A 16,801-nucleotide genomic window follows, 5' to 3' on the forward strand; every position below is an offset into this window, starting at 1 on the left:
GGGACCGCGTACTTGCGGTGGCCCGTCTACTTGCGGATCAGGCTGCGCAGCACGTACTGCAGGATGCCGCCGTTGCGGTAGTAGTCGGCCTCGCCGGGGGTGTCGATGCGGACGTCCGCGTCGAACTCCACACCGGTGTCGGTGGTGACCTTGACCGTACGGGGGGTGGTGCCGTCGTTCAGCTCGGTGATGCCGGCGATGGAGAAGGCCTCCTCGCCGGTCAGGCCGAGGCTCTCGGCGGACTGGCCCTCCGGGTACTGCAGCGGGATGACGCCCATACCGATGAGGTTCGAGCGGTGGATGCGCTCGTAGGACTCGGCGACGACGGCCTTGACGCCGAGGAGCGCGGTGCCCTTGGCCGCCCAGTCGCGGGACGAGCCGGAGCCGTACTCCTTGCCGGCCAGGATGACCAGCGGGGTGCCCTGCTCGATGTAGTTGCGCGAGGCGTCGTAGATGAAGGAGACCGGACCTCCGTCGACGGTGAAGTCGCGGGTGTAGCCGCCCTCGGTGCCCGGCGCGATCTGGTTGCGCAGGCGGATGTTGGCGAAGGTGCCGCGGATCATGACCTCGTGGTTGCCACGGCGCGAGCCGTAGGAGTTGAAGTCACGCCGCTCGATGCCGTGCTCGGTGAGGTACTTGCCGGCCGGGGTGTCGGCCTTGATGGCACCGGCGGGCGAGATGTGGTCCGTCGTCACCGAGTCGCCCAGCTTGGCGAGGACGCGCGCGCCGGTGATGTCGGAGACCGGGGTGGTCTCCATCGTCATGCCCTCGAAGTACGGGGGCTTGCGCACGTAGGTGGACTGCGGGTCCCACTCGAAGGTGTTGCCGGTCGGGATCGGCAGCGCCTGCCACTGGGCGTCGCCCGCGAAGACGTCGGCGTAGGACTTGTTGAACATGTCCTCGCCGATGGAGTTCGCCACGACGTCGTTGACCTCGGCCTCGGTCGGCCAGATGTCGGCCAGGAAGACCGGCTTGCCCTCCTGGTCGACGCCGAGCGCGTCGCGCGTGATGTCCACCTTCATGGACCCCGCGAGTGCGTACGCGACGACCAGCGGCGGGGAGGCCAGGTAGTTCATCTTGACGTCGGGGTTGATCCGGCCCTCGAAGTTACGGTTGCCGGAGAGCACCGAGGTCACGGCCAGGTCATGGTCGTTGACGGCCTTGGAGACCTCCTCCGGCAGCGGGCCGGAGTTGCCGATGCAGGTGGTGCAGCCGTAGCCGACGAGGTTGAAGCCGACCTTGTCGAGGTAGGGGGTGAGCCCCGCCTTGTCGAAGTAGTCGGTGACGACCTTGGAGCCGGGCGCGAGGGTGGTCTTCACCCAGGGCTTGCGGGTGAGCCCCTTCTCCACGGCCTTCTTCGCGACGAGCGCGGCGGCGACCATGACGTACGGGTTCGAGGTGTTGGTGCAGGAGGTGATGGCCGCGACCGTCACCGCACCGTGGTCGATCTCGTACGTGGAACCGTCGGCGGCGGTCACGGTGACCGGGTTGGACGGGGCGCCGTTGGGGTGGTTGGCCGGGGCGTCGGAGGCCGGGAAGGACTCCTTGCCGGCCTCGTCGGCGGTGTCGACGTAGTTGCGGACGTCGCTCTTGAACTGCTCGGCGGCGTTCGCGAGGACGATGCGGTCCTGCGGGCGCTTCGGGCCGGCGATCGACGGGACGACCGTCGAGAGGTCCAGCTCCAGCTTCTCGGAGAAGTCGGGCTCGGCGGCCGGGTCGAGCCAGAGGCCCTGCTCCTTGGCGTACGCCTCGACGAGGGCGACCTGCTGCTCGCTGCGGCCGGTCAGCTTCAGGTACTTCAGCGTCTCGCCGTCGATCGGGAAGATCGCGGCGGTGGAGCCGAACTCCGGCGACATGTTGCCGATGGTGGCGCGGTTGGCGAGGCTCGTGGCCGCCACACCCTCGCCGTAGAACTCGACGAACTTGCCGACGACACCGTGCTTGCGGAGCATCTCGGTGATGGTCAGCACGAGGTCGGTGGCGGTGGTGCCGGGGGTGAGCTCACCGGTGAGCTTGAAGCCGACGACGCGCGGGATGAGCATGGAGACCGGCTGGCCGAGCATCGCGGCCTCGGCCTCGATACCGCCGACGCCCCAGCCCAGTACGCCCAGGCCGTTGACCATGGTGGTGTGCGAGTCCGTACCGACGAGGGTGTCGGGGTACGCCTGCCCGCCTCGGACCATGACGGTCCGGGCGAGGTGCTCGATGTTCACCTGGTGGACGATGCCGGTGCCCGGCGGGACGACCTTGAACTCGTCGAAGGCGGTCTGGCCCCAGCGCAGGAACTGGTAGCGCTCGCGGTTGCGGCCGTACTCCAGCTCGACGTTCTGGGCGAACGCCTCGTTGGTGCCGAACTTGTCGGCGATGACGGAGTGGTCGATGACCAGCTCGGCGGGGGCCAGCGGGTTGATCTTCGCCGCGTCGCCGCCCAGCTCCTTCACGGCCTCACGCATGGTGGCGAGGTCCACGACACAGGGCACACCGGTGAAGTCCTGCATGATCACGCGGGCCGGCGTGAACTGGATCTCCTGGCTGGGCTGGGCCTGCGAGTCCCAGTCGCCAAGAGCACGGATGTGGTCGGCGGTGATGTTCGCGCCGTCCTCGGTACGGAGCAGGTTCTCCAGCAGGACCTTCAGGCTGTACGGAAGGCGGGCCGAGCCTTCCACCTTGTCCAGCCGGAAGATCTCGTACGACTCGTCGCCCACGCTGAGCGTGCTACGGGCGTCGAAGCTGTTCGCCGACACGACAGTCTCCTTCATTCATGTGCGCGTACCACCGCATCCTGCCGCCACGCCCTCTTGGCCGATCCGCTAAGGTAAGGCTAAGTTAGGTAACCCTTACCGGTCCGGGCGGCTGCGGCACGCCTCGGCAGATATCTCGATGTCGAGATAACTCTAGTACATGACCGCTGGGCGGTCATGCCCGGAGGGTGTGTCCTGCCTCAATGAACCCTGGGCAGTCTCGGTCTTCTCTGGGCAAATCGGTCAGCGTCTCAGTCGTCTGCGGGCAAACGGTGCCCTGTCTCAGTCTTCCCTGGGCACGGCTGTCCGGGCCTTCGTACCTTCGCTGTACCGCGTCAGCGCTGGCTGTCCGAGGCCGAGCTGGACGCAGCGGGCTTCTGGCACCCGCCGATCGGCGGGCACTTTCCGGGTGGGAGCCGGAGGCCCTGCCAGCAAGAACCGTCTCTCCCTCTCGACACGCGCGTACTTGGGGTGTGTCCGAGGTGCGCGCCAAAGGGGCAACGAGATGATCTTGAAGCCCTGAGCGCCGGGCCCGTCCCGTATTTCAGAGGGACACCCGCACTGCTCTGCCAGCAGCAGAACACCGGCCGGACCGGGCTCGACGATCACTACAGTCCGGTCTCATGACGACGATTACGACGCGTACGGTCGAGTACCCGGCCGACGGTCTGACGATGATCGGGCACCTCGCGCTCCCGGCCGGTACAGACCGCCGACCCGCGGTGCTGCTCGGACCAGAGGGCACGGGGCTCAGCGACGTCGAGCGCCGCCGGGCCGATGCTCTCGCCGAGCTGGGATACATAGCGCTGGCCTTCGACCTGCACGGCGGGCGCTATTTGAGCGACCCCGAGGAGATGCTGGCCCGTTGCCTGCCGCTGCTCGCCGATCCCGACCGGATGCGGGGCATCGGCCATGCGGCGCTCGACGTGTTGCGCACCGAACCGCGGACCGACCCCGACCGGATCGCCGCCGTCGGCTACGGCACCGGGGGCGCCGTCGGGCTGGAACTCGGGCGTGACGGCGTCAACCTGCGCGCGATCGGCACAGTCAACGCACTGACGACGGGCCGACCGGGCGAGGCAGCGCGCATTCGCTGCCCGGTGTGGGCCGGCGTCGGGTCGGAAGACCCGATCATGCCGCCCGCACAACGGAACGCGTTCACCGCCGAGATGCAGGCCGCGGGCGTCGACTGGCGCCTCTCGGTCTACGGCGGCGCCTTGCACGCCTTCCACCACCCGCCGGTCGACCACCCCACGGTCCCCGGCGTCGGCCACCACCCACAGCACGCGCGGCGAGCCTGGCGCGACGTCGTCGACCTGCTCGCCGAGTGCCTGCCCGTGACGGAAGATCTGCGGGCCTGACCCAGGCAAACAGCCTGGCGCCAGGCCTGGTCCGCGTCGGGCACTCACAGTCCCCTCCCCTCAAGTCCCCGTAGCAGAACCGCATTCGGGCGGATGCTCGATCGCGGAGACGCGTTCGCAACTGCCGCAGTAAATACCGGATCCACTGCGACGGAGCCCCTGCCGTGATCCTCACGAACCGCGGCGGTCCGTTCCGGCCGCCAGGGCGAGGTCTACGCATTTACTGCGGCCTCATTGTGCTGACCACGTGCGAACAGGACAGGTGTGTCCTGTTGCACGGGAACGCCCGCCGGCCTGTCCCGGGAGCCATCCCAAGACGGCCGAAACAGGACCGCGGGGCAGCCGCGAACCCGGACCCGGAGCAACTCTGACGCGGACCGGGATCCGGAGCGGGATCCGAACCGGGCCTGGGCGCCAGCGCGTTCGGCGTATCGACCGGCATCCGGGGTACCCGGCGACGGACGACAAGGAGGCACGCATGCCCCTCACATTCCGTAAGAGCTTCCGGATCCTGCCCGGGGTACGGCTGAACATCAACCGTCGCTCGTGGTCCATCACCAGCGGCGGCAAGAACGGACCGCGGCGCACGCACAGCAGCACGGGCCGCCGGACCACCTCGATGGATCTGCCGGGCCCCTTCGGCTGGCGGCGCACCACGACCAAGCGCCCCAAGCGCGGCTGAGGGACCGTCACCCACTCGGACCCCCCGAGATGCCACATCTCATATGTGAGATAGCCTGCCGCCATGGCAGACGACTACCTCGTACGCATCGGCAAGCTCATCCGTGACGCCCGTCAGCACCGGGGCTGGACACAGACGCAGCTGGCCGAGGCGCTCGGCACCAGTCAGAGTGCGGTGAACCGCATCGAACGCGGCAACCAAAACATCAGCCTTGAGATGATCGCCCGAATCGGTGAAGCGCTGGACAGTGAGATCGTCTCGCTCGGCTACGCGGGTCCGATGCATCTGCGGGTGGTCGGCGGCCGTCGGCTCTCCGGCTCCATCGACGTGAAGACCAGCAAGAACGCGTGCGTGGCGCTGCTCTGCGCGACGCTCCTGAACCGGGGCCGCACAGTGCTGCGCCGCGTCGCGCGCATCGAGGAGGTGTACCGCCTTCTGGAGGTGCTCGGCTCCATCGGCGTACGCACCCGGTGGATCAACGGTGGCGTCGACCTGGAGATCGTGCCGCCGGCCGAGCTGGACATGGGATCGATGGACGCGGCGGCGGCCCGTCGCACCCGCTCGATCATCATGTTCCTCGGTCCGCTGCTGCACCGTATGGACAGCTTCACGCTGCCGTACGCGGGCGGCTGCGACCTGGGTACCCGGACGATCGAGCCGCACATGATCGCGCTGCGCCGGTTCGGTCTGGACATCGCGGCCACCGAGGGCCTCTACCACGCGCAGGTGGACCGCAAGGTGACCCCGGGCCGCCCCATCGTGCTGACCGAGCGCGGCGACACGGTGACCGAGAACGCACTGCTCGCGGCCGCGCGCCACGACGGCACGACCGTCATCCGCAACGCCTCGTCCAACTACATGGTCCAGGACCTGTGCTTCTTCCTGGAGGCGCTGGGCGTACGCGTCGAGGGCATCGGCACCACGACGCTCACGGTGCACGGCGTGCCGACGATCGACGTGGACGTCGACTACTCCCCCTCCGAGGACCCGGTCGAGGCGATGAGCCTGCTGGCCGCGGCGGTCGTCACGGAGTCCGAGCTGACCGTGCGCCGGGTGCCGATCGAGTTCCTGGAGATCGAGCTCGCGGTCCTGGAGGAGATGGGCCTCGACCACGACCGTACGCCGGAGTACTTCGCGGACAACGGCCGTACGCGCCTGGTGGACCTCACCGTCCGGCCCTCCAAGCTGGAGGCGCCGATCGACAAGATCCACCCGATGCCGTTCCCGGGCCTGAACATCGACAACGTCCCGTTCTTCGCGGCCATCGCGGCCTCGGCGCAGGGCAAGACGCTGATCCACGACTGGGTCTACGACAACCGCGCGATCTACCTCACGGACCTGAACCGCCTCGGCGGCCGCCTCCAGCTCCTCGACCCGCACCGGGTACTGGTCGAGGGCCCGACCCGCTGGCGCGCGGCCGAGATGATGTGCCCGCCCGCCCTGCGCCCCGCCGTCGTCGTCCTGCTGGCGATGATGGCGGCCGAGGGCACGTCCGTCCTGCGGAACGTGTACGTCATCAACCGCGGCTACGAGGACCTGGCCGAGCGGCTCAACTCGGTGGGGGCACAGATCGAGATCTTCCGGGACATTTGATGTGCGAATTCCGCCGTACCCCGTCCGACCTGCAGTGAAGCCGGTCGGGGAGGGGTGCGGCGGCACTCGTGGGACTTCTCTGGGACTTTGAGACCGAGCCGGGCTCCTACGAGCTGTTTTCCGGGCCCGGCGCCTCCCGTTCGAGGCTGCGCGAAGATCGCGTCGATGGCGGCGCTGCCGCGTGCACCGGCGCGGGGCAGGAAGTGGGAGTACTTCCGCGCTCCCGGGACGGCTCCCGCACACGGGCGCCGTCGGTGCCCTCCTCTTCCAGCGGAGCGATCACGCCCGCTGTGGCCGGAGCGGGCTTCCACACATGGGAGTTGAGATTGTTCCGGTTGACGGCCTTCCGCTCTCGTCCGTTCACCAGAAGGCTGTAGGTTCTCGGCCGCCGGTGTTCGGCTTCCACCGGCGTCTCGGCAGGAGTCGGGTCGTCCCAAGGCAGCGTGACCGGCACCGGCGCGAACTGCTCCATATGCTGCCGGACAGCCCGGGCCACGCTTGACGGCAGTGGCACGTCCCGGGCCTTGCGGCCTTTGGGAAGTGCGGAACACAGCTTCGCCCGCAGCATCTTGACCTGCCGCCGGACGTGGACGACTTCCTTGGCGAAATCGATGTCGTCCAAGGCGAGCCCGAGCGCCTCTCCCGGTCGGAGCCCAAGGCCCGCGCCGATCACGACGAGGAGTTCGTAGCGGTCCGGCAATACCTCCCGTACGGCCAGCACCCGTTCTGGTGGCCACGCCTCTGCCCTGCCAGGTCCTCTGCCCTGCCAGGTGCGGCGGCCGGAGGGCCGACCGTGCTGGGCCGGCATGGGTTGCGTACCGGGCGACGGTCCTCGGCCGCAGCCTGGAGGACGCTGGAGAGCGTCGCCCAAACCAAACGGATGGCGGTCGGACCGAGTTCCGTCTCCAGCCGCTTCTTCCAGTGACACAGGACTTCCGTGCCGATGGCGTTGAGCGGCTGAGCACCCGGATGGGGAACGACGCGTCTCCGTACTCTCCGCTCGATCGTGGACGGGGCACCGCTCTGGGTGGGACACCAGTGCGTTGCAATGTAGTCCTTGAAGGAGATGGCCCCATCGCGGGGATCGGCGAACTCGCCTCGGCGTGCGTCGGTCTGGGCCAGGGCTGATGCGTTCTCAGTCGGCGGGATGAGCTGATCGCCTGCTACGCGCCGCCGTAGTCGGTTCGCCCGGTTCGGCAAGGAGAGACGTGACCCCTGATGATCAAGGTTCTCGAAGCCTTTGATCACGAACAGGGGTCGCGTTCGCGTGCCGTCCTCTCTGGTCGTTGTCCTGCAGCGCCACTGCGCGGATACCGATTCCACTTTCCGGGAATCGGAACCGTCACAGCTCACCTGCCTGGCGGACGTGTTGGGCCGGATACCCGATCCCCGCCGGGCCCGGGCCGCGTGCTATCGCCCGGGCTCCCTGCTTGCGCTGTGCATGGTCGCCGTCCTCGGCAGAGCCACATCCCTGGCCGCCATCGCCCACTTCGCCGCCGATACCGAATCCGACGTACGTGGATAACTCGGACCGACCTCCAGCACGCCGAACGCCTCCACGTCGGGACGACTCCCGGCCCGCCTGGACGGCGACGCCCTGGACGACGCCGTGGGCGCCCGGCTCGCCCAGTACGCCGCCGACCCGGTCGACGAACCCGGCGACACCCTGGCCGGTCTGGCCGGTCTGGCCGGTCTGGCCGGCGACGACAAGACCGTGCGCGGATCCCGCACCGACGGCACCGCCGTCCACCTGCCCGCCGCCGCGCTCCATGCATGCCGGACCGTGATCGCCCAGCGCCAGATCGCCGCGAAGAGCAACGAAATACCCGCCTTCGCCCCGCCGCTGAACCGGATCGACCTGCGCGGCGTCGTCGTCACCGCCGATGCGATGCACACCCAACGCGCCCACGCCGAACACGTGATCACCGTCGGCGGCCACTACCTCCTGGCCGTGAAGGGCAACCAGAAGAAGCTGCGCAAGCAACTGCGACGCCTGCCCTGGAAACAGATCCCGCTGCAGGCCCGCACCGCCGGGGCCGGGCGCGGCCGCCGTGAGACCCGCCGTCCGAAGGCCTGCACCGTCCGGCCAGGTCCGCTCTTCCCGCACACCCTGTCCAGACCATGGAAACCAAGCACCGCCGCACCCACCGCAAGAGCGGCAAGGCCGAGACGAAGACCGTCCACGCGACCAGCAGCCTCCCGCCCGAGCAGGCCGGCCCGCCACAACTCACCGAACTCACGCAGAATCACTCGCCGATTGAGGCCCCGCACCACGTCCGAGACGTCACCTACGGCCAGGACGCCTCACGAATACGCACCGGCACCACACCCCGCGCCACGGCCACCCTGCGCAACCTCGCCATGGCGGCCCACGCCTGTCTGACCACCGTTCGCGCGGACGAACTCAAAAAAAGGGGGCCCAGAACCCGATGAACAGCACCTTGTTCCGCTGAGTCTGCCCGAGATCCGCCGTGGAAACGGGGGATGAACCGCCTCGCCTGAATGCGGGCGGGCGGGCTCCGTATCCGGGAAACCTCCCCGGATACGGAGCCCGCCCTGTCGTTCCGGACGGTCCGATCGTTCCGGACGGTCCGAAAAAAAGCGCCGCGATGGCTGGATACCGATCAACGCATCGGCACCGTCGCTCCGTCATGGATGTGCAGTGAATCGTCCGGCCGGTAAAGGCGGAATCGATTCTTCGTCCATGGTTGGGGAGATCAGTGACCAGCAGTAACAGAACCATCGCGGCCGCAGTGGCGGTTGTACTCGCGGCGGGGCTCGCGACGGGGGCATCGGCGGTGCCGCTGCCCCCGGTGGCGGAGGTGATCCTGTCGAACGCCGACAGGGCCGGCGGCGATGCGCGTGGCGCGTCGGTGGTGACGCTGATCACCGGGGACCGGGTGCACGTGAACGCCGAGGGCGCCGTGACGGAGATCAGTAACGCCAAGGGCCGTGAGTCCGTTCAGATGTCCGTACGGCAGATCGAGGGCAACACCTATGTGATTCCGGTGGACACCCAGCGGTTGATCGCCAAGGGGACGCTCGACCGGCGGTTGTTCGATGTGACGGGGCTGATCGAGGCCGGCTACGACGACGCGAGCCGGGACACGCTGCCGCTGATCGTGTCGTACGGCAAGGGCGCCGCGGCGGCGAAGTCGGACATCGCGGCGGCGGGTGCGTCGGCGGGGCGGAGTCTGCCCGCGGTGCGCGGTGAGGCGGTGCTGGCGCCGAAGACCGGCGGGTCGAAGGTGTGGCAGTCGCTGACCGGCTCCGTCTCCCCGTCGCTCAGGGGGGTCGCGGCGACGGGGATCGAGCGGGTCTGGCTGGACGGTAAGCGAAAGGCCACCCTGGACAAGAGCGTGCCGCAGATCGGCGCCCCGACCGCCTGGGAGGCCGGTTACACCGGCGAGGGCGTGAAGATCGCCGTACTGGACACGGGTGTCGACGAGACACACCCGGATCTGGCGGGTGTCGAGATCGCGCAGAAGAACTTCTCCGGCTCGGACGACTCCATCGACCACTTCGGCCATGGCACACACGTGGCGTCGATCGCCGCCGGCTCCGGGGCCAAGTCGGGCGGTACGTACAAGGGTGTCGCCCCGGGGGCAAGAATCCTGGACGCCAAGGTCCTCAACGACAACGGTGGCGGCTACGACTCATCGATCATCGCGGGTATGCAGTGGGCCGCCGATCAGGGGGCCAAGGTCGCCAACATGAGCCTGAGCATCGCGGACACCCCCGGGATCGACCCGATGGAGGAGGCCGTCAACCGGCTCTCCAAGGAGACGGGGATTCTCTTCGTCGTCGGGGCCGGCAACTCGGGCCCCGACGCGAAGACCGTCGGTTCGCCGGGGAGCGCGGAGGCGGCACTGACCGTCGGCGCGGTGGACAAGACCGACAAGATCGCCGAATTCTCCAGTGTGGGCCCGACGGCCGATGGTTCCCTGAAGCCGGACATCACCGCTCCCGGTGTGGACATCGTGGCGGCCAAGGCCGCCCAGGGCGACATGGGTGACCCGGCGGCGGACGGCTATGTGTCGGCGTCGGGGACATCGATGGCGGCCCCGCACGCCGCGGGTGCGGCGGCGATCACCGCGCAGCGGCATCCGGAGTGGTCGGGTGAGCGGATCAAGCAGGCGCTGACCGCGTCGGCGAAGTCCGGGGCCGGGCTGACCCCGTACCAGCAGGGGGCCGGCCGTACCGACGTGGCGAAGGCGATGGGCCAGACCGTCGTCAGCGAACAGGTGTCGGTGAACTTCGGCACCCAGCGGTGGCCGCACACCGATGACAAGCCGGTGGCGAAGAAGGTCACCTACCGCAACGACGGCACCAAGGCCGTCACCCTCGACCTGGCACTGGAGAGCTACGGCCCGGACGGCAGCGCCGCTCCGACCGGGTTCTTCACACTGGGCGCTCAGAAGATCACCGTGGAACCGGGGGCGACCGCCGATGTGGAGGTCACCGCCGACACCTCGCTCGGCACCGTGGACGGTGCCTTCTCCGGCACGGTGGTCGCGACCGCCTCCGAGGGCGGCCAGAGTGCGCGTACCACCGTGGGCGCCTTCCGCGAGGTCGAGATGTACGACGTCACGATGAAGTTCCTCGACAACAAGGGCGCGCCCGCCGAGGCCTACTCCAGCCTCGTCAGCCTCGAAAGCGGCATCGAGGAGTCCGTCTCCTCCGAGGACGGCGACGGCCAGGTCACCGTCCGGTTGCCGAAGGGCGAGTACGTCGTCGACACCCAGGTCCACACCCCGGCCGCGGGCGGCACCGCCGAGATCGCGCAGCTGGTCCAGCCGAAGCTGAACCTGACCGCGGACACCACGATCACCATGGACGGCCGCGAGGCCAAACCACTCGCCATCACCACTCCGGAGGCCACGGAGTTCGACGGTGGCTGGTGGACGTTCGACGCTCTCAACGCCGAGGGTGAGCGCGTCTACAGCGGCTTGGACTGGGTCGACTCGGCGGAGGGCTTCACCTTCGCCAACGTCGGCGACGCGCAGCCCGCCGAGCGGTTCGTGGCGAATCTCGGCGTCCGGTACGTCAAGGACTCCACCGCCTACAACCTGCTCTACAGCCGCCGGGGCAGCTTCTTCACCGGCTACGCCCACAAGGTCGACCCGAGCGAACTCGCCCTGGTGAACGTCGCGACCGGCACCTCGGCGAAGAACAAGCAAGGGCGGGTGCAGGCCATCTGGCAGTACTCCGGCCAGAAGGGCGGGATGTCGATCCACACCCCCGTGAAGCCGTTCCCGCTCCCCGCCGTCTCCAAGCAGTACATGAACACCCCGGACGGATACCAGTGGGACTTCGCCGTCACCCAGCAGGCGGTGGGGGCCGGCCCGGAGGACGAAGAGGTGTCGTTCGCGTTCAGGGACCCCCAGACATACGAGGCGGGGAAGACCTACGACACCACCTACAACGTGGGCGTCGTCAGCCCGAGGATCGGCGATCCCGGCAATGTCTACCGGTACGGCAACGAGATCTGGGCCTGCGTGTCGGCGCACGCCGACGGTGCCGGACACATCGGCGAATCCCTGCTGTCCAAGGCCCGCACCGTGATCACCGCCGATGGCGAGACGATCTACGACGCCGAGAAGGAGCCCTGCATCGGAGTGGACGGCCTGAGCGCCTCCAAGGCCACGTACAAGATATCCACCGATGTGTCACGGAGCACGGAGGTGGCGGGCACCAGCACCCGTACCCAGGCAAGCTGGACGTTCGCGTCCGAGTCACCCGGTGACGACCAGGCCAACCTGCCGATGTCGACGCTCGGATTCGCCCCGAAGCTGACCCCGGAGAGCACCGCGAAGGCGGGCAGGAAGCTGACGGTCCCGGTAACGATCCAGGGCCCGGCCGCCGGCCCGGGCTTCAAGTCGCTCGCCGTGAAGGTGTCGTACGACGGTGGCACCACCTGGAAGCCGGTGGAGGTCTCCACCACCGAGAACGGCGAGAAGAGCCTGACCCTGTCCCACCCGAAGTCGGCGAAGTCGGTCTCCCTCAAGGCAAACCTGAAGGACACCGACGACAACACCTACGACCTGACGATCACCGACGCCTACCTGCTCGACTAAGAAGACCCCAAGGCCGCAAGGCCGCACACGACACCGGCTCCGTGCCCGGGGATCATCCCCCGGGCCCGGAGCCGGTCCGCTTCGGCTGACGACAGCGATCCGACCCGGTTGTCGTCACGGGGCAGACAGCGGACGGTCGTCGACGGCCTGGAACGGATCGGGCTGTCGCGGGTGTTCTTGTCACTCCGGTCGACCGAGGGGGCGGGAGCGCCGGCGGAGACGCTGCGGACCGTGCGGATCATGCTGCATGCCTCCGAGCTGGTGGTCTGCGACGGGCAGAAGGAAGTCGCCCGGCACGAGCGCCTCATCGCCAAAGGTCAGGCCCGCCTCGTGCTGGACCACCACCTGGAGGCGCTGGTCAAGAAGCCTGGCGCCTTCCCGGGCGCGACCGCGTGGGAACAGGCGAAGTCCGCTGGCAAGTTCACCCCGGTCCATGACGCCTGGTGGGCCGCGGCCTGCAAGGCTCATGGGGACCGGGACGGCACTCGGGCTCCGATCGAGGTCCTGCTGCTGGGCCGCCACCTCACTCACGAGCACCTGGTCGCCGGACTCGCCACCGCTCTGCGGGCCGGCGCGTTGACCGCGGACGCGGTCGCACTGGAGTCGCGGAAGCAGCCGAGGCCGACGACATCGACGAGCCGCCCGTTCCCGCCCGTCGGACCGGGCAACGGTGACGTTCCTGGCTCAACGGCGGCTGGCCCACCTGCCGCCCGACACCCGGCCGCCGCCCTCGGTTGCGGCCTACGACCAGCCGCTGAAAACCAGGCAGCCGGCCGACCGCCCCGCGATCCAGGGAGAGTGACGCCGTGACATTCCAACGCCACCGCGGGCTGACACCGAACAGGCCGCCGACGCCGCCGTCGCCCAGGCATGCCGCATGCCGCGGCTGCCGACCATCCGCGCTCAGTTCCCCGACCTGGCCGAAGCCGCCGCTCGCGACCAGATGTCGTGTCGCGGGTTCCTCGCCGAACCGCTGATGGCCAAGTGCGGCGACAGGGCCCGCCGACGCTTCGAACGGCGGATCAAGGCCGCCGCCTTCTCGCGGGAGAAGTCCCCGCACCCTGTCCAGGCCATGGAAATCAAGCGCCGCCGCACCCACCGCAAGAGCGGCAAGGCCGAGCCGAAGACCGTCCACGCGATCAGCGGCCTCCCGCCCGAGCAGACCGGCCCGCCACAACTCACCGAACTCACGCAGAATCACTGGCCGGTTGAGGCCCCGCACCACATCCGAGACGTCATCTACGGCGAGGACACCTCACGAATACGCACCGGCACCACACCCCCGCGCCACGGCCACCCTGCGCAACCTCGCCATCGGACTTGGGCCTGTTCGCGTATGGCTACCGCCAGGTGGCGCGTAGCGCTGAGTAACTACTTGGGGCTGCGGTCACGCTGCTGGAGAGCGGCGAAGTCGGTGTGCGCGGTCTCGACGGCCCCCGGGTACGCCCGGGCCTTCTCATACTCGGCGAGCGCCCGGTAGATGCTGGAGAGACTGGGGCTCTGTCCCTTGCGGCGGCCGGTGGGGATGAGCAGGTCGGGCCGGATGTCCTCGACGGTCTCGCCGTTCGCGCGGCGGCGGAGCACGGTGTGCAGCATGTCGTCGGTGATGACCGGGGGCCGGCCGCCGTGGTTGCCCTTGCGGGCAGCGGTGTCGAGTCCTTCGAGGGTGGCCTCACGGAGGTTCTCGCGCTCGGTCTCTGCCATCGCCGCGAAGAACCCGAACAGCAGGCGCTCCGGACCGCTGGGGTCGTACATCCCAGGGAGGGGTCCGGCAAGCATTTCCAGGACCAGGCCGTGGGCGGTGAGGTGGTCGGCGAGCGCGGTCAGCTCTGCGGCATCGCGCCCGAGACGCTTCATCTCGTACACCGTGAAGATCACCCGGCAGTGCGGGGCGTGGGCTTGATCTCCCGGGCGGCGGTGAGGGCTGCCTCGAACTGCGGGCGGACCCGGACCCGGGTGCTGATCTCCTCCGAGAAGATCTTGTCCCTGGGGATGCGCTTGGCGGCGAGGGCGTCGAGCTGTGTCCGGAGTTCCTGGGTGGGGGGGGCGAACAGCTGGCGTATCCGATGCGGATGTCAGCCGTCGGGGTGTCCGGGTCGACGGGCGCAGGCGCCGGGATGCCTGGTCGCCACGGCCGGCCGGGGCCGCGGTCGGCGGGGGTGGGCACGCGCAGGAGTTTCGCGAGCCGGGGCATCTTGGTGAAGCGGCCGGTGTGGTAGACGCCGGCGACCGCGCCGGAGCGTGAGCGACAGGGCGAGCCTGGCTGAGCGTCACAGCGTGGGCAGGGGTGGTCCTCGACGTCGTCCGCTTCGGACGTGAGTGCGGTGGGAACACCTGTCCCGCGTGACTGGGCGCCAAGGCGATGGGGTGGCGGGTCCGGACGTGTCGGATCACCGGATCAGTCGTGGGGGGTGTCGGCCGGATGTGTAGCCGGGGCGGGGGCGGTCTGCCAGGAGCTGAGGATCCGCAGTGCGTGGTCCTCAGGGGTGCCAGGTTCGGCGGTGAGGACCATGAACATGACGTCGGGGTCGTTCGGACTGGTCCAGGTGTCGCAGCCGAGGGTGAGGGGGCCGACGAGGGGGTGCCGGAAGCGTTTGGAGCCGTAGGTGGTGTCGGAGACGATCCGTCCGTTCCACCATTCGCGGAATTCGGGGCTGCGTACCGACAGTTCGCCGACCAGTGCGGCCAGGCGCGGGTCGTCGGGGTTGCCGGCCGTCTCCATCCGCAGCAGTGCCGCGCTGAGCCGGCCCGTGTCCTCCCAGTCGGTGAAGAGGCTGCGCATGGCCGGGTCGAGGAACAGCAGTCTGGTGTAGTTGCGCTCGGACGGCGTCAGCTTGCCGAAGTCCTGGTAGAGGGCCGCCGCGGCCGTGTTCCAGGCGAGGATGTCGTTGTAGCGGCCCAGCACCATCGCCGGCAAGTGGCCGAGGGCATCGAGCATCCACTGCACCGACGGCCGCACCCGATGCCCAGCGCGGCGGCGCGGGGCGGGGGTCTTGCCCGCCAGCTCGTACAGGTAAGCCTGCTGTGCCTCGTCGAGCCGCAGCGCCCGTACGAGGGAGGCAAGGACGGTCGCGGAGGCCCGCACGCGCCCCTGCTCGATGCGGGTGTAGTAGTCGGTGCTCATCGTGGCAAGGCGGCCGACCTCGTCGCGGCGCAGCCCCGGGACACGCCGCTGGGTCCCGTCATCGGCGAGACCCACCTGCGCGGGCGTCAGCTCGGCCCGGCGAGCCTTGAGGAACGCACCGAACTCGGATCGGGATGAACTCGAATCGGACATGACACCACTATGGTTCCACCGTGCCGCGGACTCGGGCCGTCAAGGGGGGAAAGAATCTTCCCCGGCACGCCTTTCCCCAGGCAGGAACCTTCCTCTCCCGCACATGGAGCACAGCGGGCACGGTGGGGTCATGCGAACCGATGTGACCTTCACCAGCGCCGGGATCACCCTCGCCGGCCACCTGTACACCCCCGACACCGCTGCCGACGGCCCGCTCGCCGCCGTGGTCGTCGCTCACCCAGGCGCCGGCGTCAAGGAGCAGACCGTCGGCGCCTACGCCCAGCGACTTGCCGACGCCGGATTCGTCGCGCTCACCTACGACGCCGCCTACCAGGGCGAGAGCGGCGGCACCCCGCGCGGCACCGAGGACCCCGCCCAGCGTGTCGAGGACATCAAGAACGCCGTCTCCTACCTCACCACCCGCCCGGAGATCGACTCCGACCGGATCGGCGCCCTGGGCATCTGTGCCTCCGGCGGCTACGTCATTCCCGCCGCGGTCACCGACCACCGCATCCGCGCGGTCGCGACGGCCAGCGCCGTCGACCTCGGACTGTACTTCCGGGTCGGCGCCGACGGCACCCAGGACCCCGCCGTCCTCCAGGCGTTGCTCGACGCGGCGGCCGCGGCACGCACCACCGAGGCGGCCGGCGAGCCGCTCCCGACGATGTCCGTGCGCCCGGCTGAGGAAGAGGCACGCGCCGGCGGCCGCTACGCCTACGAAGCCTGGGAGTACTACAGCACCGACCGCGGCCGGCACCCGCGCCAGGCCGACGAGTTCACCTTCTCCAGCGTCGACAAGATCGTGAACTTCGACGCCTTCCATCTCATCGGTCTGCTCGCCCCGCGACCGCTCCTGATGGTCGCCGGCAACGAAGCGGCCACCGCCTGGATGTCCGAGGAAGCGGTCAAGAAGGCGAACGAGCCCAAGCGGCTGCACCGGATCGAAGGAGCCAGCCACGTCGACCTCTACGACCGCTACGTACCCCAGGTCACCACCGAACTCCTCCCGTTCTTCACCCAGAACCTCGCGGCGCAGCCCGCGCACGCGACGGTCTGACACCCTCACCCCC

At 69.2% G+C, this 16,801-nt stretch carries 11 protein-coding genes and 1 pseudogene; 8 read left to right on the forward strand and 4 right to left on the reverse strand.

Features of this window, described 5'->3' with window-relative positions; genetic code table 11:
• Positions 1-26: 26 nt before the first annotated feature.
• The gene (gene acnA, locus ACH4YP_RS14170; RefSeq protein ID WP_398490716.1) at positions 27-2,744 is read right to left on the reverse strand and encodes an aconitate hydratase AcnA; all 2,718 of its coding nucleotides are present in this window, start codon (positions 2,742-2,744) and stop codon (positions 27-29) included.
• Positions 2,745-3,364: 620 nt separating this feature from the next.
• On the opposite strand from acnA, the gene ACH4YP_RS14175 reads away from it, so the two are divergent.
• From ACH4YP_RS14175 to ACH4YP_RS14185, 3 genes are all read left to right on the forward strand, one after another.
• Positions 3,365-4,102, forward strand: coding sequence for a dienelactone hydrolase family protein (locus tag ACH4YP_RS14175; protein ID WP_398490717.1), 738 nt, complete (start codon positions 3,365-3,367; stop codon positions 4,100-4,102).
• 478 nt (positions 4,103-4,580) lie between these two features.
• Positions 4,581-4,784: a DUF4236 domain-containing protein gene (locus ACH4YP_RS14180; RefSeq protein ID WP_055614328.1), complete on the forward strand. Its 204-nt coding sequence runs from the start codon at positions 4,581-4,583 to the stop codon at positions 4,782-4,784.
• 63 nt (positions 4,785-4,847) lie between these two features.
• Positions 4,848-6,377: a UDP-N-acetylglucosamine 1-carboxyvinyltransferase gene (locus ACH4YP_RS14185; protein WP_361062482.1), complete on the forward strand. Its 1,530-nt coding sequence runs from the start codon at positions 4,848-4,850 to the stop codon at positions 6,375-6,377.
• Between the two features lie 106 nt (positions 6,378-6,483).
• Here the strand turns inward: ACH4YP_RS14185 and ACH4YP_RS14190 are convergent, their stop codons facing one another.
• Positions 6,484-7,077, reverse strand: coding sequence for a tyrosine-type recombinase/integrase (locus tag ACH4YP_RS14190; protein WP_398490718.1), 594 nt, complete (start codon positions 7,075-7,077; stop codon positions 6,484-6,486).
• Between the two features lie 1,014 nt (positions 7,078-8,091).
• Here ACH4YP_RS14190 and ACH4YP_RS14195 point away from each other — a divergent pair.
• From ACH4YP_RS14195 to ACH4YP_RS14210, 4 genes and pseudogenes are all read left to right on the forward strand, one after another.
• A pseudogene (locus ACH4YP_RS14195) lies at positions 8,092-8,394 on the forward strand (ISAs1 family transposase); the annotation flags it as partial.
• Positions 8,395-8,498: 104 nt separating this feature from the next.
• Entirely contained in the window at positions 8,499-8,810 is a 312-nt protein-coding gene (locus tag ACH4YP_RS14200) for a hypothetical protein (RefSeq protein WP_398490833.1), read from the forward strand.
• Between the two features lie 287 nt (positions 8,811-9,097).
• Complete coding sequence (locus ACH4YP_RS14205) at positions 9,098-12,454, forward strand: S8 family peptidase (protein WP_398490719.1); 3,357 nt, start codon at positions 9,098-9,100, stop codon at positions 12,452-12,454.
• A gap of 240 nt (positions 12,455-12,694) precedes the next feature.
• Positions 12,695-13,264: a hypothetical protein gene (locus tag ACH4YP_RS14210; protein WP_398490720.1), complete on the forward strand. Its 570-nt coding sequence runs from the start codon at positions 12,695-12,697 to the stop codon at positions 13,262-13,264.
• Between the two features lie 561 nt (positions 13,265-13,825).
• Here ACH4YP_RS14210 and ACH4YP_RS14215 read toward each other — a convergent pair.
• Both ACH4YP_RS14215 and ACH4YP_RS14220 read right to left on the reverse strand, forming a co-directional pair.
• Positions 13,826-14,311, reverse strand: a complete 486-nt coding sequence (locus ACH4YP_RS14215; RefSeq protein WP_398490721.1) for a recombinase family protein — start codon at positions 14,309-14,311, stop codon at positions 13,826-13,828.
• 541 nt (positions 14,312-14,852) lie between these two features.
• Positions 14,853-15,731 (reverse strand): helix-turn-helix transcriptional regulator, encoded by an 879-nt coding sequence (locus ACH4YP_RS14220; RefSeq protein ID WP_361062465.1) that lies wholly within the window; start codon positions 15,729-15,731, stop codon positions 14,853-14,855.
• A 130-nt stretch (positions 15,732-15,861) separates the two neighbouring features.
• On the opposite strand from ACH4YP_RS14220, the gene ACH4YP_RS14225 reads away from it, so the two are divergent.
• The gene (locus tag ACH4YP_RS14225; RefSeq protein WP_361062462.1) at positions 15,862-16,788 is read left to right on the forward strand and encodes an alpha/beta hydrolase; all 927 of its coding nucleotides are present in this window, start codon (positions 15,862-15,864) and stop codon (positions 16,786-16,788) included.
• Positions 16,789-16,801 lie beyond the last annotated feature (13 nt).

Origin of the sequence: Streptomyces sp. NPDC020747, assembly GCF_044334695.1 — a bacterium.
Lineage (GTDB): Bacteria > Actinomycetota > Actinomycetes > Streptomycetales > Streptomycetaceae > Streptomyces.